Here is a 14,469-nt window from a genome sequence, read left to right on the forward strand (position 1 = left end):
AGCGGGCTTTCCTGCAACTGCTTACGCCGACAGTTCGACCAGCAGCTTGTTCAGTCGACGCACATACGCCGCCGGATCCTTGAGGCTGTCGCCCGCCGCCAGGGCGGCCTGATCGAAGAGGATATGCGAGAAGTCGGCGAAACGGTCTTCGCTCTGCTCGTTGTCCAGCTTCTCGATCAGCGGGTGACCCGGGTTGAATTCGAAGATCGGCTTGGAGTCCGGCACCTTCTGCCCGCTGGCTTCGAGGATCTGGCGCATCTGCAGGCCCATGTCCTGTTCACCAATGGCCAGGATCGCCGGCGAATCGGTCAGGCGGTGCGACACGCGCACTTCGCTGACGGTATCGCCCAGCGCGGCTTTCAGACGCTCGACCAGGCCTTCCTTGTCCTTGGCCACTTCTTCCTGAGCCTTCTTGTCCTCCTCGGAGTCCAGCTTGCCCAGGTCCAGGTCGCCACGGGCCACGTCGACGAAGCCCTTGCCGTCGAACTCGCTCAGGTAGCTCATCAGCCACTCGTCGATGCGGTCGGTCAGCAGCAGCACTTCGATGCCTTTCTTGCGGAAGACTTCCAGGTGCGGGCTGTTGCGTACCTGCGCGTAGGACTCGCCGGTGAGGAAGTAGATCTTGTCCTGACCTTCCTTGGCACGTGCCAGGTAGTCGGCCAGGGACACGCTCTGCTCGCCGCTGTCGTCGTGGGTGGAGGCAAAGCGCAGCAGGCCGGCGATCTTCTCCTTGTTGGCGAAGTCTTCCGCCGGGCCTTCCTTGAGCACCTGGCCGAAGTTCTTCCAGAAGCCCTTGTACTGCTCAGGCTCGTTCTTGGCCAGCTTCTCGAGCATGTCCAGCACGCGCTTGGTCAGCGCCGACTTCATCGAATCGATGATCGGGTCTTTCTGCAGAATCTCGCGCGACACGTTCAGCGACAGGTCGTTGGAGTCGACCACACCCTTGATGAAGCGCAGGTACAAAGGCAGGAACGATTCGGCCTGGTCCATCACGAACACGCGCTGCACGTACAGCTTCAGGCCGCGTGGCGCTTCGCGCTGGTACAGGTCGAACGGCGCACGGGCCGGTACGTACAGCAGCGAGGTGTACTCCAGCTTGCCTTCGACCTTGTTGTGGCTCCAGGCCAGCGGGTTTTCGAAATCGTGGCCGATGTGCTTGTAGAACTCCTGGTATTCCTCGTCCTTGATCTCGGTACGAGGACGGGTCCACAGCGCGCTGGCACGGTTGACGGTTTCCCACTCCACGGCCGGCTGCTCTTCGCCTTCGGCGGCAGTCGCTTCCTTGGGCAGTTCGATCGGCAGGGCGATATGGTCGGAGTACTTCTTGATGATGTTGCGCAGGCGCCAGCCATCGGCGAATTCGTCTTCACCTTTTTTCAGGTGCAGCACGATGCGCGTACCGCGCTCGGCCTTGTCCACGGTGGCGACTTCGAACTCGCCCTCGCCCTTGGACGACCAGTGCACGCCCTCGCTCGCCGGAGTACCGGCGCGGCGGCTGTAGACATCGACCTGGTCGGCGACGATGAACGCCGAGTAGAAGCCCACACCGAACTGGCCGATCAGGTGCGAGTCTTTCTTCTGGTCACCGGTGAGGTTCTTCATGAAGTCGGCAGTGCCGGACTTGGCGATGGTGCCCAGGTGGGTGATCACGTCATCGCGGTTCATGCCGATGCCGTTGTCTTCCAGGGTGACGGTGTTGGCCGCCTTGTCGAAGCTCACGCGAATCTTCAGGTCGCTGCCGCCCTCGAGCAGCTCGGGCTTGGCCAGGGCTTCGAAGCGCAGTTTGTCGACGGCGTCGGAGGCGTTGGAAATCAATTCGCGAAGGAAGATTTCCTTGTTCGAGTACAGCGAATGGATCATGAGGTGCAGCAGCTGCTTCACCTCGGTCTGGAAGCCCAGGGTTTCTTTTTGAGTTTCCACACTCATGGTCTTCAACACTCCGATCTGATGGCAGTAGTCACTCGGGCCGACGGCCCCCGCGGGGCAGCGTCCGGCCTTTCGTGGCGGGATGAACAGCAGATGGGGGCTGGCATATCTATTTCAAGGGCACGGGCAGTTCTTTGATCTTGAAATGCGCACGGGCCGTGGCGATGGGCTGGTCCGGGTCGCCCTGCCAGGCGGTGATCGCGACGTTGGTCACCCGCCGCCCCTGGCGCCACAGCTGGCACCGCGCATAGGTATCGCGGTACAGGCCGGCGCGCAGGTAATCGATGGAAAAGTCGATGATCCTGGGAATGCTCGCGCTTTCGCTGAAAATCAGCAGGTACAGCGCCGCCGACAGTTCCATGAACCCGGCGATCACCCCCCCATGGATCGCCGGCAGCAACGGGTTGCCGATATTGTCGGCACTGGCCGGCAGGCAGAACAGCAGGTCGTCGCCGTCACGGCTGCACTGGATGCCGATCAGGCTGGCGTAGGGGATCAGTTGCAGCAATGGCGCGTAGTTGCCCTGGGCATGCGCCTGGCGCAGCTGTGCATGCACGTCCGCGGGAATCATTGCGCCACCGCCTTGAGCTGCCGGCCAAAGCCCAGGCCGCCCTTGATGTCCTTGCCCAGGCGCATGTAGGTGCCCACCACCTGGGCAATCGGCTGGTCGGGGTCGTCCTGGTAGGCGCAGCCGCGGATGAAGATCACGTCGCGGGTGACCCGGTAGCACTGCGCCTGCCCATACACCGCCTTGTCGGCCTGCCCCGGGTGCATGTAGTCGATGCGCAAGTCCAGGGTCGGGCACACCTCGAACTCGGCCAGGGCGCACAGGGTGGCCATGCCCAGCGCAGTGTCCATCAGCGTGGTGATTGCACCGCCATGGATCGCGCCGCTCTGCGGGTTGCCCACGATTTGCGGCGAGTACGGCAGGCACAGCGTGATGCCGTCGGCATCGGCGCGCTCTACGCGCATCTTCAACAACTGGCAATGGCGCAGCGCCGAAAGAAAACGTTCGGCCTGGGCCATCAACGGTGACGGTTCATTCACGGTCAGCTCCTTGTGCAATAACTCAGGTGCTGCATAAGCCTGAGGGAAAGTCTATATGGATCCGGCACTTATATATGTGCAAACGACGCGGAACTTATGTCGCTTACTTGAACTCAGATAATTCAAGCAACTCTATTCCACAAGGAGAAACACCCCATGCGTAAACCCATTGCCTTTGCCGTTATGCTGGCCGCCGCCCTGGGCCTCGCTGCTTGCGATAAAGCCAGCGAAAACAAAGCCCAGGACGCTCAAGAACATGCCGAGCAAGCCCAGAAGAAAATGGACGACGCTCAGGATAAGATGAACGACGCCGCCAAAGAAAACGCCGAAGCCGCCAAAGACAGTGCTGAAGCCGAACAAAAGCGTGCAGAAGAAAACAACCAGGCCGCTCCTGTGACGCCAGCACCAGAAGCCGCCCCGGCAGAACCTGCCAAGTAAGCAACTGCGCTTTAATGAAAAAACCCGACTCAGGTCGGGTTTTTTCATGTCAGGCCAGAAGTTGGCGAAAGGTCGGGCTGAGCATCAGCAACAATGAACAGATCAGCCCGATGGACCAGACCAGGCTGCGCTGCCACGCAAAGTCATACCAATACAGCGGCAGGTAGATGATTCGCGCGATCACGAAGATGATCGCCAGGGTATCGATCAGAAAACCCTGGGTCTGGGTGGTGTGCGCCATCAATACACCTACGGCGAACAACATGAATGCTTCGAAACTGTTCTGGTGCGCCGCCACCGCCCGGGCGCCCATGCCGGTCAGTTGCGCCTGCTGGCTGCGCGGCAGGTGGTTGTCGTAGCTGCCCTGTTGCTTCATCGCACGCGCCACCGGCACCCGCGCCACATAGATCAGCAGTGCGCTGATCAACACACACCAGAACGGAATACTCATGCGACCGGTTCCTTGTTCGGCTCAGGCAATGGCGCCTCTGTAGGGGTATAGACCATCACGTCGAGCACGTCGGAATGAAACTCGCGGCGGTACAGCACCAGTACTACCCCGGTGCTCATCAGCACCAGCAGCCAGGGGCTGATGAACCAGCTGAGCAAGGCCATGCCGAAATAGTACGAGCGCAGCCCGAAGTTGAACTGGTTGGCCGCCAGCGAGATCACCCGCGCCCCGCGCAGAGCGAAGGCCTTGCGCTCCTGCTCGCTGACCTGACGCTCGCCGATCATCGGTGCCGAGCCCACCAGCACGGCGGCGAAGTTGTACTGGCGCATGCACCAGCTGAAGGTGAAGAAGGCGTACACGAACACCATCGCCAGGCATAACAGTTTGATTTCGGACATGCCCTGGGATGTCTGCTGTACCAGCGGCAGGTCGGCCAGCAGCGACCAGGCACGGTCCGAGGCGCCCAGCACGGTGAGGATACCGGCCAGGATGATCAGGGTGCTGGAGGCGAAGAACGATGCGTTGCGCTCCAGGTTGCCGATCACGCTGGCGTCGGCGATGCGGTTGTCGCGCAGCAGCATGCGGCGCATCCAGTCCTCGCGGTACAGGTGCATGACGCTGGCCAGGCAGGCGGTATCACGGGCCTTCCAGCTGGCGTAGCGGGTGTAGCCGCCCCAGCAGGCAACGAACCAGCAGGCGGCAAACAGGTTGATCAGGTTGTTCTGGATGAAGCTCATGGCGCTCCCGAAGAAATGGCACAGGATGGTGCATTGTCCGCCTTTCGACGCTGCCAGCGGCAAAAAGACACGTGGCCCCGAGACGAAAAAGCCCCGCATCCGAATGGATGCGGGGCTCTTCAGAGGCTGGCCCGGCAGGCGATCATGGCTTGTGGCCCTCGCCTGCCGCGGCCGGCACTCAGGCGACCGCTTCGCGCGGCTTGCCGAGCATGCGGTCAAGCACCACGGCAACAGCCAGCATCGCCACCGAAGGCACCAGCCAGGCCAGGCCCTGCTCGCTCAGCGGCAGGTGCGCCAGCGACTCCGGCAGCCAGCCAGCGAGGTTGGCGCCCTTGAGTGCGTCGATCACGCCGAACAGCAGCGACACCGCCATGACCGGGGCCATGATGCGTGTCTGGGAGTTCCACAGGTTGCCGCAGAAACTCAGCGCCACCAGCACGATGCAGGGCGGGTAGATTGCCGTCAGCACCGGGATCGAGAACGCGATCAGCTTGGTCAGGCCCAGGTTCGACACCACCAGCGAGAAGCCGGCCAGCAGCACCACCAGCATACGGTACGACAACGGCAGTACCTGGCTGAAGTACTCGGCGCAGGCGCAGGTCAGGCCCACGGCGGTGACCAGGCAGGCCAGCGCGATCAGTACAGCCAGGAAGCCACTGCCCAGCGAACCGAAAGTGTGCTGTACATAGGCATGCAGCACCGCCGCGCCATTGCTCGCACCGGCGGCGATCTCGTGGCTGCCCGCACCCAGGCGGAACAGGCTGATGTACACCAGCGCCAGGCCGACACCGGCAATCAGGCCGGCGATGATGGCATAGCGGGTGATCAGTTGCGGCGAGTCGACGCCACGCGAGCGGATCGCGTTGACGATGACGATACCGAACACCAGCGCGCCCAGGGTATCCATGGTCAGGTAGCCATTGATGAAGCCCTGGGAGAACGGCGCGGCGACATATTCAGGTTGCGCCACCCCCATGGTGCCGGCCGGCAGCATGAACGCGGCGATGCCCAGCGCGGCCAGCGCGATGATCTTCAGCGGGGCCAGGAAGCGCCCGACGGTATCGAGCAGCTTGCCCGGGTACATGGACACGGCCAGCACCACGGCAAAGTACACCAGGCTATAGATGAACAACGCGGTCGGGCTCTCGCCGGTCAGCGGTGCCACACCTACCTCGAAGGACACGGTCGCGGTACGCGGGGTGGCGAACAGCGGGCCTACGGCCAGGTACGCGGCAGCCGCCAGCAGGCCACCGGCCACCTTGCCGATCGGGCTGCTCAGCGCGTCCATGCCGCCACCGACCTTGGCCAGTGCCACCACGGTGATCACGGGCAGGCCCACGGCAGTGACCAGAAAGCCCAGGGCGGCCAACCAGACGTAGGGGCCCGATTGCAGGCCGACGATAGGCGGGAAAATGATGTTGCCTGCGCCCACGAATAACGCGAACGTCATAAAACCAAGCGCCAGGATGTCCTGGCCTTTCAAGACTTTCATTAAGGAAATACCACACTTCTGAAATCGGGATTTAGAGAGGGACTTCCCCTTGGGTGAGGGAAATGCTGCCTGCCCGGATGGAGCAGACCCGTTTAGCGTGTAGCTCCCTTTTGGGGTGCTGGCACAAAATGAGGGCACAGGTTAACGAATCTGGCCGCAAAACGCACTGCCAGAGGGGTGCTTGTCCGATGAGCGAATATGCATGTCGCGTGGATGACCGACTTTTATGCAAGAACGCGCTGTCTGCTTCGCCGGCAAGGTCGGCCCCTACAGGGGGCAGCGTTGTATACCAGAAAGCACAAAGGCCACCCGAGGGTGGCCTTTGCCGAAGCGTGGAAGGTCAGCCGCAGCTTACTTCTTCACTTCCCAACCGGTCAGCTCGGCCAGGGCCTTGCCGATGTCGGCCAGCGAACGCACGGTTTTTACACCGGCGTCCTGCAGGGCTGCGAACTTCTCGTCTGCAGTACCCTTGCCGCCCGAAATGATGGCGCCAGCATGGCCCATGCGCTTGCCCGCTGGGGCAGTCACACCGGCGATGTAGGAAACCACTGGCTTGGTGACGTTTGCCTTGATGTAGGCAGCCGCTTCTTCTTCAGCCGAACCGCCGATCTCGCCGATCATCACGATCGCCTCGGTCTTCGGGTCTTCCTGGAACAGCTTCAGGATGTCGATGAAGTTCGAACCCGGGATCGGGTCGCCACCGATACCGACGCAGGTGGACTGACCGAAACCGGCGTCAGTGGTCTGCTTCACGGCTTCATAGGTCAGGGTGCCGGAACGCGACACGATACCGACCTTGCCTGGCAAGTGGATGTGACCTGGCATGATGCCGATCTTGCACTCGCCCGGGGTGATGACGCCTGGGCAGTTAGGGCCGATCAGGGTAACACCCAGCTCGTCGCACTTGACCTTGGCATCGAGCATGTCCAGGGTAGGAATGCCTTCGGTGATGCACACGATCAGCTTGATGCCGCCGAACGCTGCTTCCAGGATCGAGTCCTTGCAGAAAGGAGCCGGTACGTAGATGACCGACGCGTCGGCGCCGGTAGCAGCTACTGCTTCTTTCACGGTGTTGAACACCGGCAGGCCCAGGTGAGTGGTGCCGCCTTTGCCTGGGGTCACGCCGCCAACCATCTTGGTGCCGTAGGCGATGGCTTGCTCGGAGTGGAAGGTACCCTGCGAGCCGGTGAAGCCCTGGCAGATGACTTTGGTGTCTTTATTGATCAGGACGCTCATTACTTGCCCTCCGCAGCTTTGACAACTTGTTGAGCAGCGTCGGTCAGGCTGGTTGCCGCAATGATGTTCAAACCGCTTTCTGCCAGTACTTTGGCGCCCAGTTCAGCGTTGTTGCCTTCCAGACGAACAACAACCGGCACTTTAACGCCAACTTCTTTCACTGCACCGATGATGCCTTCGGCAATCATGTCGCAACGAACGATGCCGCCGAAGATGTTGACCAGTACGGCCGCGACATTGCTGTCGGACAGGATGATCTTGAACGCTTCGGTCACGCGCTCTTTGGTAGCGCCACCACCTACGTCGAGGAAGTTGGCTGGCTTGCCGCCGTGCAGGTTGACGATGTCCATGGTACCCATGGCCAGGCCGGCACCGTTTACCATGCAGCCGATGTTGCCTTCCAGGGCCACGTAGTTCAGCTCGAAGCTGGCAGCGTGGGCTTCACGAGGATCGTCCTGCGACGGGTCGTGGAAGGTTTTCAGCTTGGGCTGACGGTACATGGCGTTGGCGTCGATGTTGATCTTGGCATCGAGGCAGTGCAGATCGCCGTCGGCCTTGATCACCAGCGGGTTCACTTCCAGCAGTGCCAGGTCGTGCTCTTTGAACAGCTTGGCCAGACCGACGAAGATCTTGGCGAACTGAGCAACCTGCTTGCCTTCCAGACCCAGCTGGAATGCCAGCTCGCGACCCTGGAATGGCTGAGCGCCAACCAGTGGATCGATAGTGGCCTTGATGATTTTTTCCGGAGTGTCGTGGGCGACTTTCTCGATGTCCACGCCACCTTCGGTGGAGGCCATGAACACGATACGACGGCTCGAACGGTCAACGACAGCGCCCAGGTACAGCTCTTTAGCGATATCAGTGCACGATTCAACCAGGATCTTGGTGACTGGCTGACCATTGGCATCGGTCTGGTAGGTAACCAGACGCTTGCCCAACCACTGGGCAGCGAACGCCTTGGCGTCTTCTTTGCTGCGAACCAGCTTTACGCCGCCCGCTTTACCGCGACCACCGGCGTGAACCTGGGCTTTTACAACCCACTCGGTGCCACCGATCTTGTCGCAGGCTTCTGCTGCAGCTTCAGGGGTGTCGACTGCGAAACCCTTGGAAACTGGCAGGCCGTATTCAGCGAACAGCTGCTTACCCTGATACTCGTGAAGATTCATGCTTTTTACCGTCTTCGTTAGGTACTGCGCTTCGGCGCTGCGCTCCTGTGGAGTGCCGCGCCACCTGTGACCGCTTGCCCCCGGTATGCTCCGGGAGTTCGAGTCCGGCGGACTTTCCGCGGTGAGCCATGCACGCAAGACTCACGACGGGCCGTCCGCCGTGGTTTCTTATTGTTTAACGCTTCTTGCGGTTGGCTACGTGGATGGCACCGCCATTCACGGCCAGAGCGGCTTCGTGCAGCGCTTCAGACAAGGTCGGATGGGAGAAGACCATCATGCCCAGGTCTTCGGCGCTGGAGCCGAATTCCATTGCGATTGCACCCTGCTGCACCAGTTCGGCAGCGCTTGGGCCAATGACGTGTACACCCAGAACGCGGTCGGTCTTGGCATCGGCGATGACCTTGACGAAACCACCGGTGTCGTTGGCCGCCATCGCACGGCCGCTGGCCGCGAACGGGAAGGTGCCCACGTTAACCTCAACGCCTTCAGCCTTCAAGGCTTGCTCGGTTTTACCGACCCAGGCCATTTCCGGGTGGGTGTAGATAACCGATGGGATCAGGTCGTAGTTCATCTGGGCCTTGTGGCCCTTGATGCGCTCGACGACCATGATGCCCTCTTCCGAGGCCTTGTGCGCCAGCATCATGCCACGTACCACGTCACCGATGGCGTAGACGCCCGGTACGCTGGTAGCGCAGTAGTCGTCAACGAACACGAAACCGCGCTCGTCGATGGTCACGCCGCTGTCGGCAGCCAGCAGGTCGGTGGTCACAGGGCGACGGCCGACTGCAACGATCAGCCTGTCGAAGGTGATCTTCTGCTCGCCGTTGGCGTCGGTGTAGGTCACTTCGACTTCGTCGCCGTTGACCTTCGAGCCGGTCACGCGAGCGCCCAGCTTGATGTCCAGACCTTGCTTGGTCAGGGTCTTCAGGCCTTCCTTGGCAACAGCGGTGTCGGCTGCCATCAGGAAGGTGTCCAGGGCTTCGAGCACGGTCACCTGGGCACCCAGGCGCGACCATACCGAACCCAGCTCCAGGCCGATGACACCGGCGCCGATCACGCCCAGGCGTTTTGGCACGGTCTGGAATTCCAGGGCGCCGGTGGAGTCGACGATGACTTTCTGGTCGACCGGAGCCGGCGGAATGTCGATCGGACGCGAACCGGAGGCCAGGATCACGTTCTCGGCTTCGATGATTTCGGTGCTGCCGTCAGGCTTGGTGACTTCGACTTTCTTGCCGGCCAGCAGTTTGCCGTGGCCCTGGATCGAAGTGACGCCGTTGGCCTTGAACAGGGTGGCAACGCCGCCGGTCAGGTTCTTGACGATGCCAGCCTTGCGGCCAACCATCGCAGCCACGTCCATCTTCACTTCGCCAGTGGAGATGCCGTGCACGTTGAAGCTCTCTTTGGCTTCCTTGTACTTCCAGGAGCTGTCCAGCAGCGCCTTGGACGGAATGCAACCCACGTTCAGGCAGGTACCGCCGAGGGCCAGTTTGCCTTCGCCGTCAACGTACTTCTCGATACAGGCAGTGCTCAGGCCGAGCTGGGCAGCCTTGATCGCGGCTACATAGCCGCCAGGACCTGCACCAATCACTACCACGTCGAATTTCTGGGTCATAAAAGATTCCTTTTAGCGTCAAGCGGCAAGCTGCAGGCGGCAAGGCGAACACGCTTCTGCTCGAAGCTTGTCGCTTGCAGCCTGCAGCTGTTTATCAGATGTCCAGCAGCAGACGAGCCGGGTCTTCCAGCAGGTTCTTGATGGTCACCAGGAACGTCACGGCTTCTTTGCCATCGATCAGGCGGTGATCGTAGGACAGTGCCAGGTACATCATCGGACGGATCACGACCTGGCCGTTGACGGCCATCGGACGCTGGATGATGTTGTGCATGCCCAGGATTGCAGCCTGCGGCGGGTTGACGATCGGGGTCGACATCATCGAACCGAAGGTACCACCGTTGGTGATGGTGAAGGTACCGCCGGTCATCTCGTCGATCGACAGTTTGCCGTCACGGGCCTTCTTGCCGAAGGTGGCGATGCCGCCTTCGATTTCGGCCAGGCTCATCTGCTCGGCGTTACGCAGTACCGGCACCACCAGGCCGCGGTCGCTGGACACGGCAACACCGATGTCGGCGTAGCCGTGGTAGACGATGTCGCTGCCGTCGATCGAGGCGTTGACGGCCGGGAAGCGTTTCAGCGCTTCGGTGGCAGCCTTGACGAAGAACGACATGAAGCCCAGGCGCACGCCGTTGTGGGACTTCTCGAACAGGTCCTTGTACTTCGAACGCAGTGCCATGACTTCGGTCATGTCGACTTCGTTGAAGGTGGTCAGCATCGCCATGTTCGACTGTGCTTCGACCAGACGCTTGGCCACGGTGGCACGCACGCGGGTCATCGGCACACGCTTCTCGGTACGGTCGCCAGTGGCGACAACCGGGGCAGCGGCAGCAGCGGCCGGCTTGGCAGCAGCGGCAGCCGGAGCGGCCTTCTTGTTGGCGACGGCAGCGACGACGTCTTCCTTGGTGATGCGACCGCCTTTACCGGTGCCAGCGACGCTGGCCAGGTCGATGGCGTTTTCTTCGGCCAGCTTGCGTGCGGCAGGCGCAGCAATCGGGTCGTCTTCGCCAGCGTCGGCCGGAGCGGCAGCCTGGGCAGGTGCGGCGGCAGCGGCGGCCGGAGCAGCAGCTGGTGCAGCGCCTTCATTGATCGAACCCAGCACTTCGTCGGACAGCACGGTCTCGCCTTCGCCCTTGACGATGTCGCCCAGCACGCCATCGGCGGTGGCCAGCACTTCCAGGACGACCTTGTCGGTCTCGATGTCGACGATCAGCTCGTCACGCTTGACGGCTTCGCCCGGTTTCTTGTGCCAGGTGGCAACGGTGCCATCGGCAACCGATTCCGGGAAAGTAGGGGCTTTGATCTCGATAGCCATTATCAGTGGTTCCTTAAATTCGGTTTCTGGTGCGCGATGGCATTAAACGGTGAAGGCAGCTTGCAGCAGTTTTTCCTGCTGTTCGGCGTGCATCGAAGCGTAACCACAGGCAGGTGCTGCCGAGGCGTCACGACCGGCGTACTCAAGGACCAGGTCCTTGTTGTGACGGCTCAGGATGCGACGCATGTGGTGCTGGCTGCTGTACCACGCGCCCTGGTTCATCGGCTCTTCCTGACACCACACCACGTCCTTCAGACCGGTGTAAGGCGCAAGGATTTCAACCAGATCGTCTTCAGGGAACGGATACAGTTGCTCGATACGCACGATAGCGATGTCTTCACGGCCTTCGGCACGGCGTTTTTCCAGCAGATCGTAGTAGACCTTGCCGCTGCACAGCACCAGGCGCGTCACCTTGGCCGGATCGAGGCTGTCGATTTCCGGAATGACGGTCTGGAACGAGCCTTCGGCCAGTTCTTCCAGGGTCGAGATGGCCAGCTTGTGGCGCAGCAGCGACTTGGGTGTCAGCACGATCAGCGGCTTGCGCAGCGGACGGATGACCTGACGACGCAGCAGGTGGTAGATCTGAGCCGGCGTGGTCGGTACGCAGACCTGAACGTTGTGCTCGGCACACAGTTGCAGGTAACGCTCCAGACGCGCCGAGGAGTGCTCAGGCCCCTGCCCTTCATAACCATGTGGCAGCAGCATGGTCAGACCGCACAGACGGCCCCACTTGTGCTCGCCGCTGGTGATGAACTGGTCGACAACCACCTGGGCACCGTTGGCGAAGTCGCCGAACTGGGCTTCCCAGATCACCAGCGCATTGGGCTGGGTGGTCGAGTAGCCGTATTCGAACGCCAGTACCGCCTCTTCGGACAGGAACGAATCGTACAGGTCGAAACGTGGCTGGCCCGGGAACAGGTTCTGCAGCGGGATATAGGTGCTGGCGTCCTTCTGGTTGTGCAACACCGCATGGCGGTGAGAGAAGGTGCCGCGACCGATATCCTGACCCGTCATGCGGATCGGGTGACCTTCGAAGGCCAGGGTGGCGTACGCCATGGTTTCGGCGTAACCCCAGTTGATCGGCAAGCCACCGGCCTGCATCTTCTGGCGATCTTCGTAGATCTTCGAGACCTGGCGCTGAACCACGAAGCCTTCCGGCAGCTCCAGCAACTTGGCCGAGAGCTCCTGCAGGGTCTTGAGGTCGAAGCGGGTGTCGTGACGCGCGGTCCAGGCGTGGCCCAGGTATGGACGCCAGTCGACGAACAGCTCCTTGTTCGGCTCCTTGACCAGGCTTTTCACAACATGCAGGCCGTTGTCCAGCGCATTGCGGTACTCGTCGACCTTGGCCTGGACGCGCTCGGCATCCAAACGACCGGCCTGGGTCAGCGCATCGGCGTACAGCTCACGGGTGGTGCGCTGCTTGCTGATCTGCTGGTACATCAGCGGCTGGGTGCCGTTCGGCTCGTCGGCCTCGTTGTGGCCGCGACGACGGTAGCAGACCAGGTCGATGACCACGTCACGCTTGAACTGCATGCGGTAGTCGACCGCCAGCTGGGTCACGAACAGCACCGCTTCCGGATCGTCGCCGTTGACGTGCAGGATCGGCGCCTGGATCATCTTGGCGACGTCGGTGCAGTACTCGGTGGAACGCGAGTCCAGCGGGTTGCTGATGGTGAAACCAACCTGGTTGTTGATCACGATGTGCACGGTGCCGCCGGTCTTGAAACCGCGGGTCTGCGACATCTGGAAGGTTTCCATGACCACGCCCTGGCCAGCGAAGGCCGCGTCGCCGTGGATCGAGATCGGCAGTACCTTGTCGCCAACGCTGTCGTTGCGGCGGTCCTGACGGGCACGCACCGAACCTTCCACCACTGGCGAGACGATTTCCAGGTGCGAAGGGTTGAACGCCATGGCCAGGTGAACTTCACCGCCGGCGGTCATCACGTTGGACGAGAAGCCCTGGTGATACTTCACGTCACCGGAACCCAGCTCGACCTTCTTCTTGCCTTCGAACTCGTCGAACAGCTCGCGCGGGTTCTTGCCGAAGGTGTTGACCAGTACGTTCAGGCGACCACGGTGGGCCATGCCGATCACGACTTCCTTGGTACCGTAGGAACCGGAGCGCTGGATCAGCTCGTCCAGCATCGGAATCAGGCTTTCGCCGCCTTCCAGGCCGAAACGTTTGGTGCCCGGGTATTTGGTACCCAGGTATTTCTCCAGGCCTTCTGCCGCGGTAACGCGCTCGAGCAGGTGGCTCTGGATGTCTGCGGAAAATTCAGGACGCCCACGCACGCTCTCCAGACGCTGCTGGAACCAGCTGCGCTGCTCGGAGTCGACGATGTGGGTGAACTCGGCGCCGATGGTGCGGCAATATGTCTGCTGCAACGCCTCGAAGATTTCGCGTAGGCTCGCTTCCTCTTTGCCGATGAACAGGTCGCCGGCACGGAAGGTCGTATCAAGATCGGCATTGGTCAAGCCGTAATGATTGATCGACAGGTCTACTGGCGCAGGGCGCTGCCACAACCCCAGGGGGTCGAGCTTCGCGGCTTGGTGGCCGCGCATACGGTAGGCCTGGATCAGTCGCAGCACTTCAACCTGCTTCTTCTCGTGTTCACTGCTCACGCTACCGGCGGAAACCGGTTGGGCGCGGCGCTGGTTCTTTGCCAGCAGTACGAAATGGTCGCGGATCGTCGAGTGCGATACATCGGTGGCAGTGCTGCCTTCGGCGGGCAACTTCTGAAAGTAAGTGCGCCACTCTTCTGGCACAGCGTTAGGGTCGTGCAGGTAGAGCTCGTAGAGCTCTTCCACATAGGCAGCGTTACCACCTGAAAGGTGGGCGCTGTTCCACATGCGCTGCATCACGCTTTCTTGCATGCTTGGTCACCCTCGGTTAGGGGCCTCGATCGGCAAGAACCACAGCAAGCTGAGTTGAGTCCGTATGCAGCGACTGAACCAAGCCACCGAGAGTTCCGCAGATTTACCGGGTACCAGCCCGGACGCCCCTGCTGGTCTCATATCTTCATAGGTAAAAGCTCGGGCTTTTGGCCTTTGC

General features: G+C 61.4%; 12 protein-coding genes. 1 reads left to right on the forward strand and 11 read right to left on the reverse strand.

Annotated features, from left to right (window positions below):
- Positions 1 to 21 precede the first annotated feature (21 nt).
- From htpG to ACPRTJ_RS01140, 3 genes are all read right to left on the reverse strand, one after another.
- Positions 22 to 1,926: a molecular chaperone HtpG gene (gene htpG / locus ACPRTJ_RS01130; protein WP_054915672.1), complete on the reverse strand. Its 1,905-nt coding sequence runs from the start codon at positions 1,924 to 1,926 to the stop codon at positions 22 to 24.
- A 109-nt stretch (positions 1,927 to 2,035) separates the two neighbouring features.
- The gene (locus ACPRTJ_RS01135) at positions 2,036 to 2,497 is read right to left on the reverse strand and encodes a PaaI family thioesterase (RefSeq protein WP_043863128.1); all 462 of its coding nucleotides are present in this window, start codon (positions 2,495 to 2,497) and stop codon (positions 2,036 to 2,038) included.
- On the reverse strand, positions 2,494 to 2,952 hold the full coding sequence (locus ACPRTJ_RS01140) for a PaaI family thioesterase (protein WP_043863129.1): 459 nt from the start codon (positions 2,950 to 2,952) through the stop codon (positions 2,494 to 2,496). Before ACPRTJ_RS01140 ends, ACPRTJ_RS01135 begins: the two co-directional genes overlap by 4 nt.
- Positions 2,953 to 3,129: 177 nt before the next feature.
- On the opposite strand from ACPRTJ_RS01140, the gene ACPRTJ_RS01145 reads away from it, so the two are divergent.
- On the forward strand, positions 3,130 to 3,411 hold the full coding sequence (locus ACPRTJ_RS01145; RefSeq protein ID WP_043863130.1) for a hypothetical protein: 282 nt from the start codon (positions 3,130 to 3,132) through the stop codon (positions 3,409 to 3,411).
- A gap of 49 nt (positions 3,412 to 3,460) precedes the next feature.
- Here ACPRTJ_RS01145 and ACPRTJ_RS01150 read toward each other — a convergent pair whose 3' ends face one another.
- From ACPRTJ_RS01150 to ACPRTJ_RS01185, 8 genes are all read right to left on the reverse strand, one after another.
- On the reverse strand, positions 3,461 to 3,862 hold the full coding sequence (locus ACPRTJ_RS01150) for an MAPEG family protein (RefSeq protein ID WP_054915670.1): 402 nt from the start codon (positions 3,860 to 3,862) through the stop codon (positions 3,461 to 3,463).
- Entirely contained in the window at positions 3,859 to 4,599 is a 741-nt protein-coding gene (locus ACPRTJ_RS01155; RefSeq protein ID WP_054915669.1) for a DUF599 domain-containing protein, read from the reverse strand. The genes ACPRTJ_RS01150 and ACPRTJ_RS01155 overlap by 4 nt, the downstream gene beginning before the upstream one ends.
- A gap of 178 nt (positions 4,600 to 4,777) precedes the next feature.
- Positions 4,778 to 6,091 (reverse strand): branched-chain amino acid transport system II carrier protein, encoded by a 1,314-nt coding sequence (gene brnQ / locus ACPRTJ_RS01160; RefSeq protein WP_043863133.1) that lies wholly within the window; start codon positions 6,089 to 6,091, stop codon positions 4,778 to 4,780.
- Between the two features lie 351 nt (positions 6,092 to 6,442).
- Positions 6,443 to 7,327 (reverse strand): succinate--CoA ligase subunit alpha, encoded by an 885-nt coding sequence (sucD, locus tag ACPRTJ_RS01165; RefSeq protein WP_038613108.1) that lies wholly within the window; start codon positions 7,325 to 7,327, stop codon positions 6,443 to 6,445.
- Complete coding sequence (gene sucC / locus ACPRTJ_RS01170) at positions 7,327 to 8,493, reverse strand: ADP-forming succinate--CoA ligase subunit beta (RefSeq protein WP_043863134.1); 1,167 nt, start codon at positions 8,491 to 8,493, stop codon at positions 7,327 to 7,329. Before sucC ends, sucD begins: the two co-directional genes overlap by 1 nt.
- A 175-nt stretch (positions 8,494 to 8,668) precedes the next feature.
- A complete protein-coding gene (lpdA, locus tag ACPRTJ_RS01175; RefSeq protein WP_043863135.1) occupies positions 8,669 to 10,105 on the reverse strand; it encodes a dihydrolipoyl dehydrogenase in 1,437 nt (478 codons plus the stop codon).
- A gap of 94 nt (positions 10,106 to 10,199) precedes the next feature.
- Positions 10,200 to 11,417 carry a 2-oxoglutarate dehydrogenase complex dihydrolipoyllysine-residue succinyltransferase gene (gene odhB, locus ACPRTJ_RS01180; RefSeq protein WP_054915668.1) on the reverse strand — a complete coding sequence of 406 codons (1,218 nt, stop codon included), beginning with the start codon at positions 11,415 to 11,417 and terminating at the stop codon, positions 10,200 to 10,202.
- Between the two features lie 42 nt (positions 11,418 to 11,459).
- Positions 11,460 to 14,291, reverse strand: coding sequence for a 2-oxoglutarate dehydrogenase E1 component (locus ACPRTJ_RS01185; protein ID WP_043863137.1), 2,832 nt, complete (start codon positions 14,289 to 14,291; stop codon positions 11,460 to 11,462).
- Between the last annotated feature and the right edge of the window lie 178 nt (positions 14,292 to 14,469).

It is taken from the genome of Pseudomonas palmensis (genome assembly GCF_049942755.1).
Taxonomy (GTDB): Bacteria; Pseudomonadota; Gammaproteobacteria; order Pseudomonadales; family Pseudomonadaceae; genus Aquipseudomonas; species Aquipseudomonas palmensis.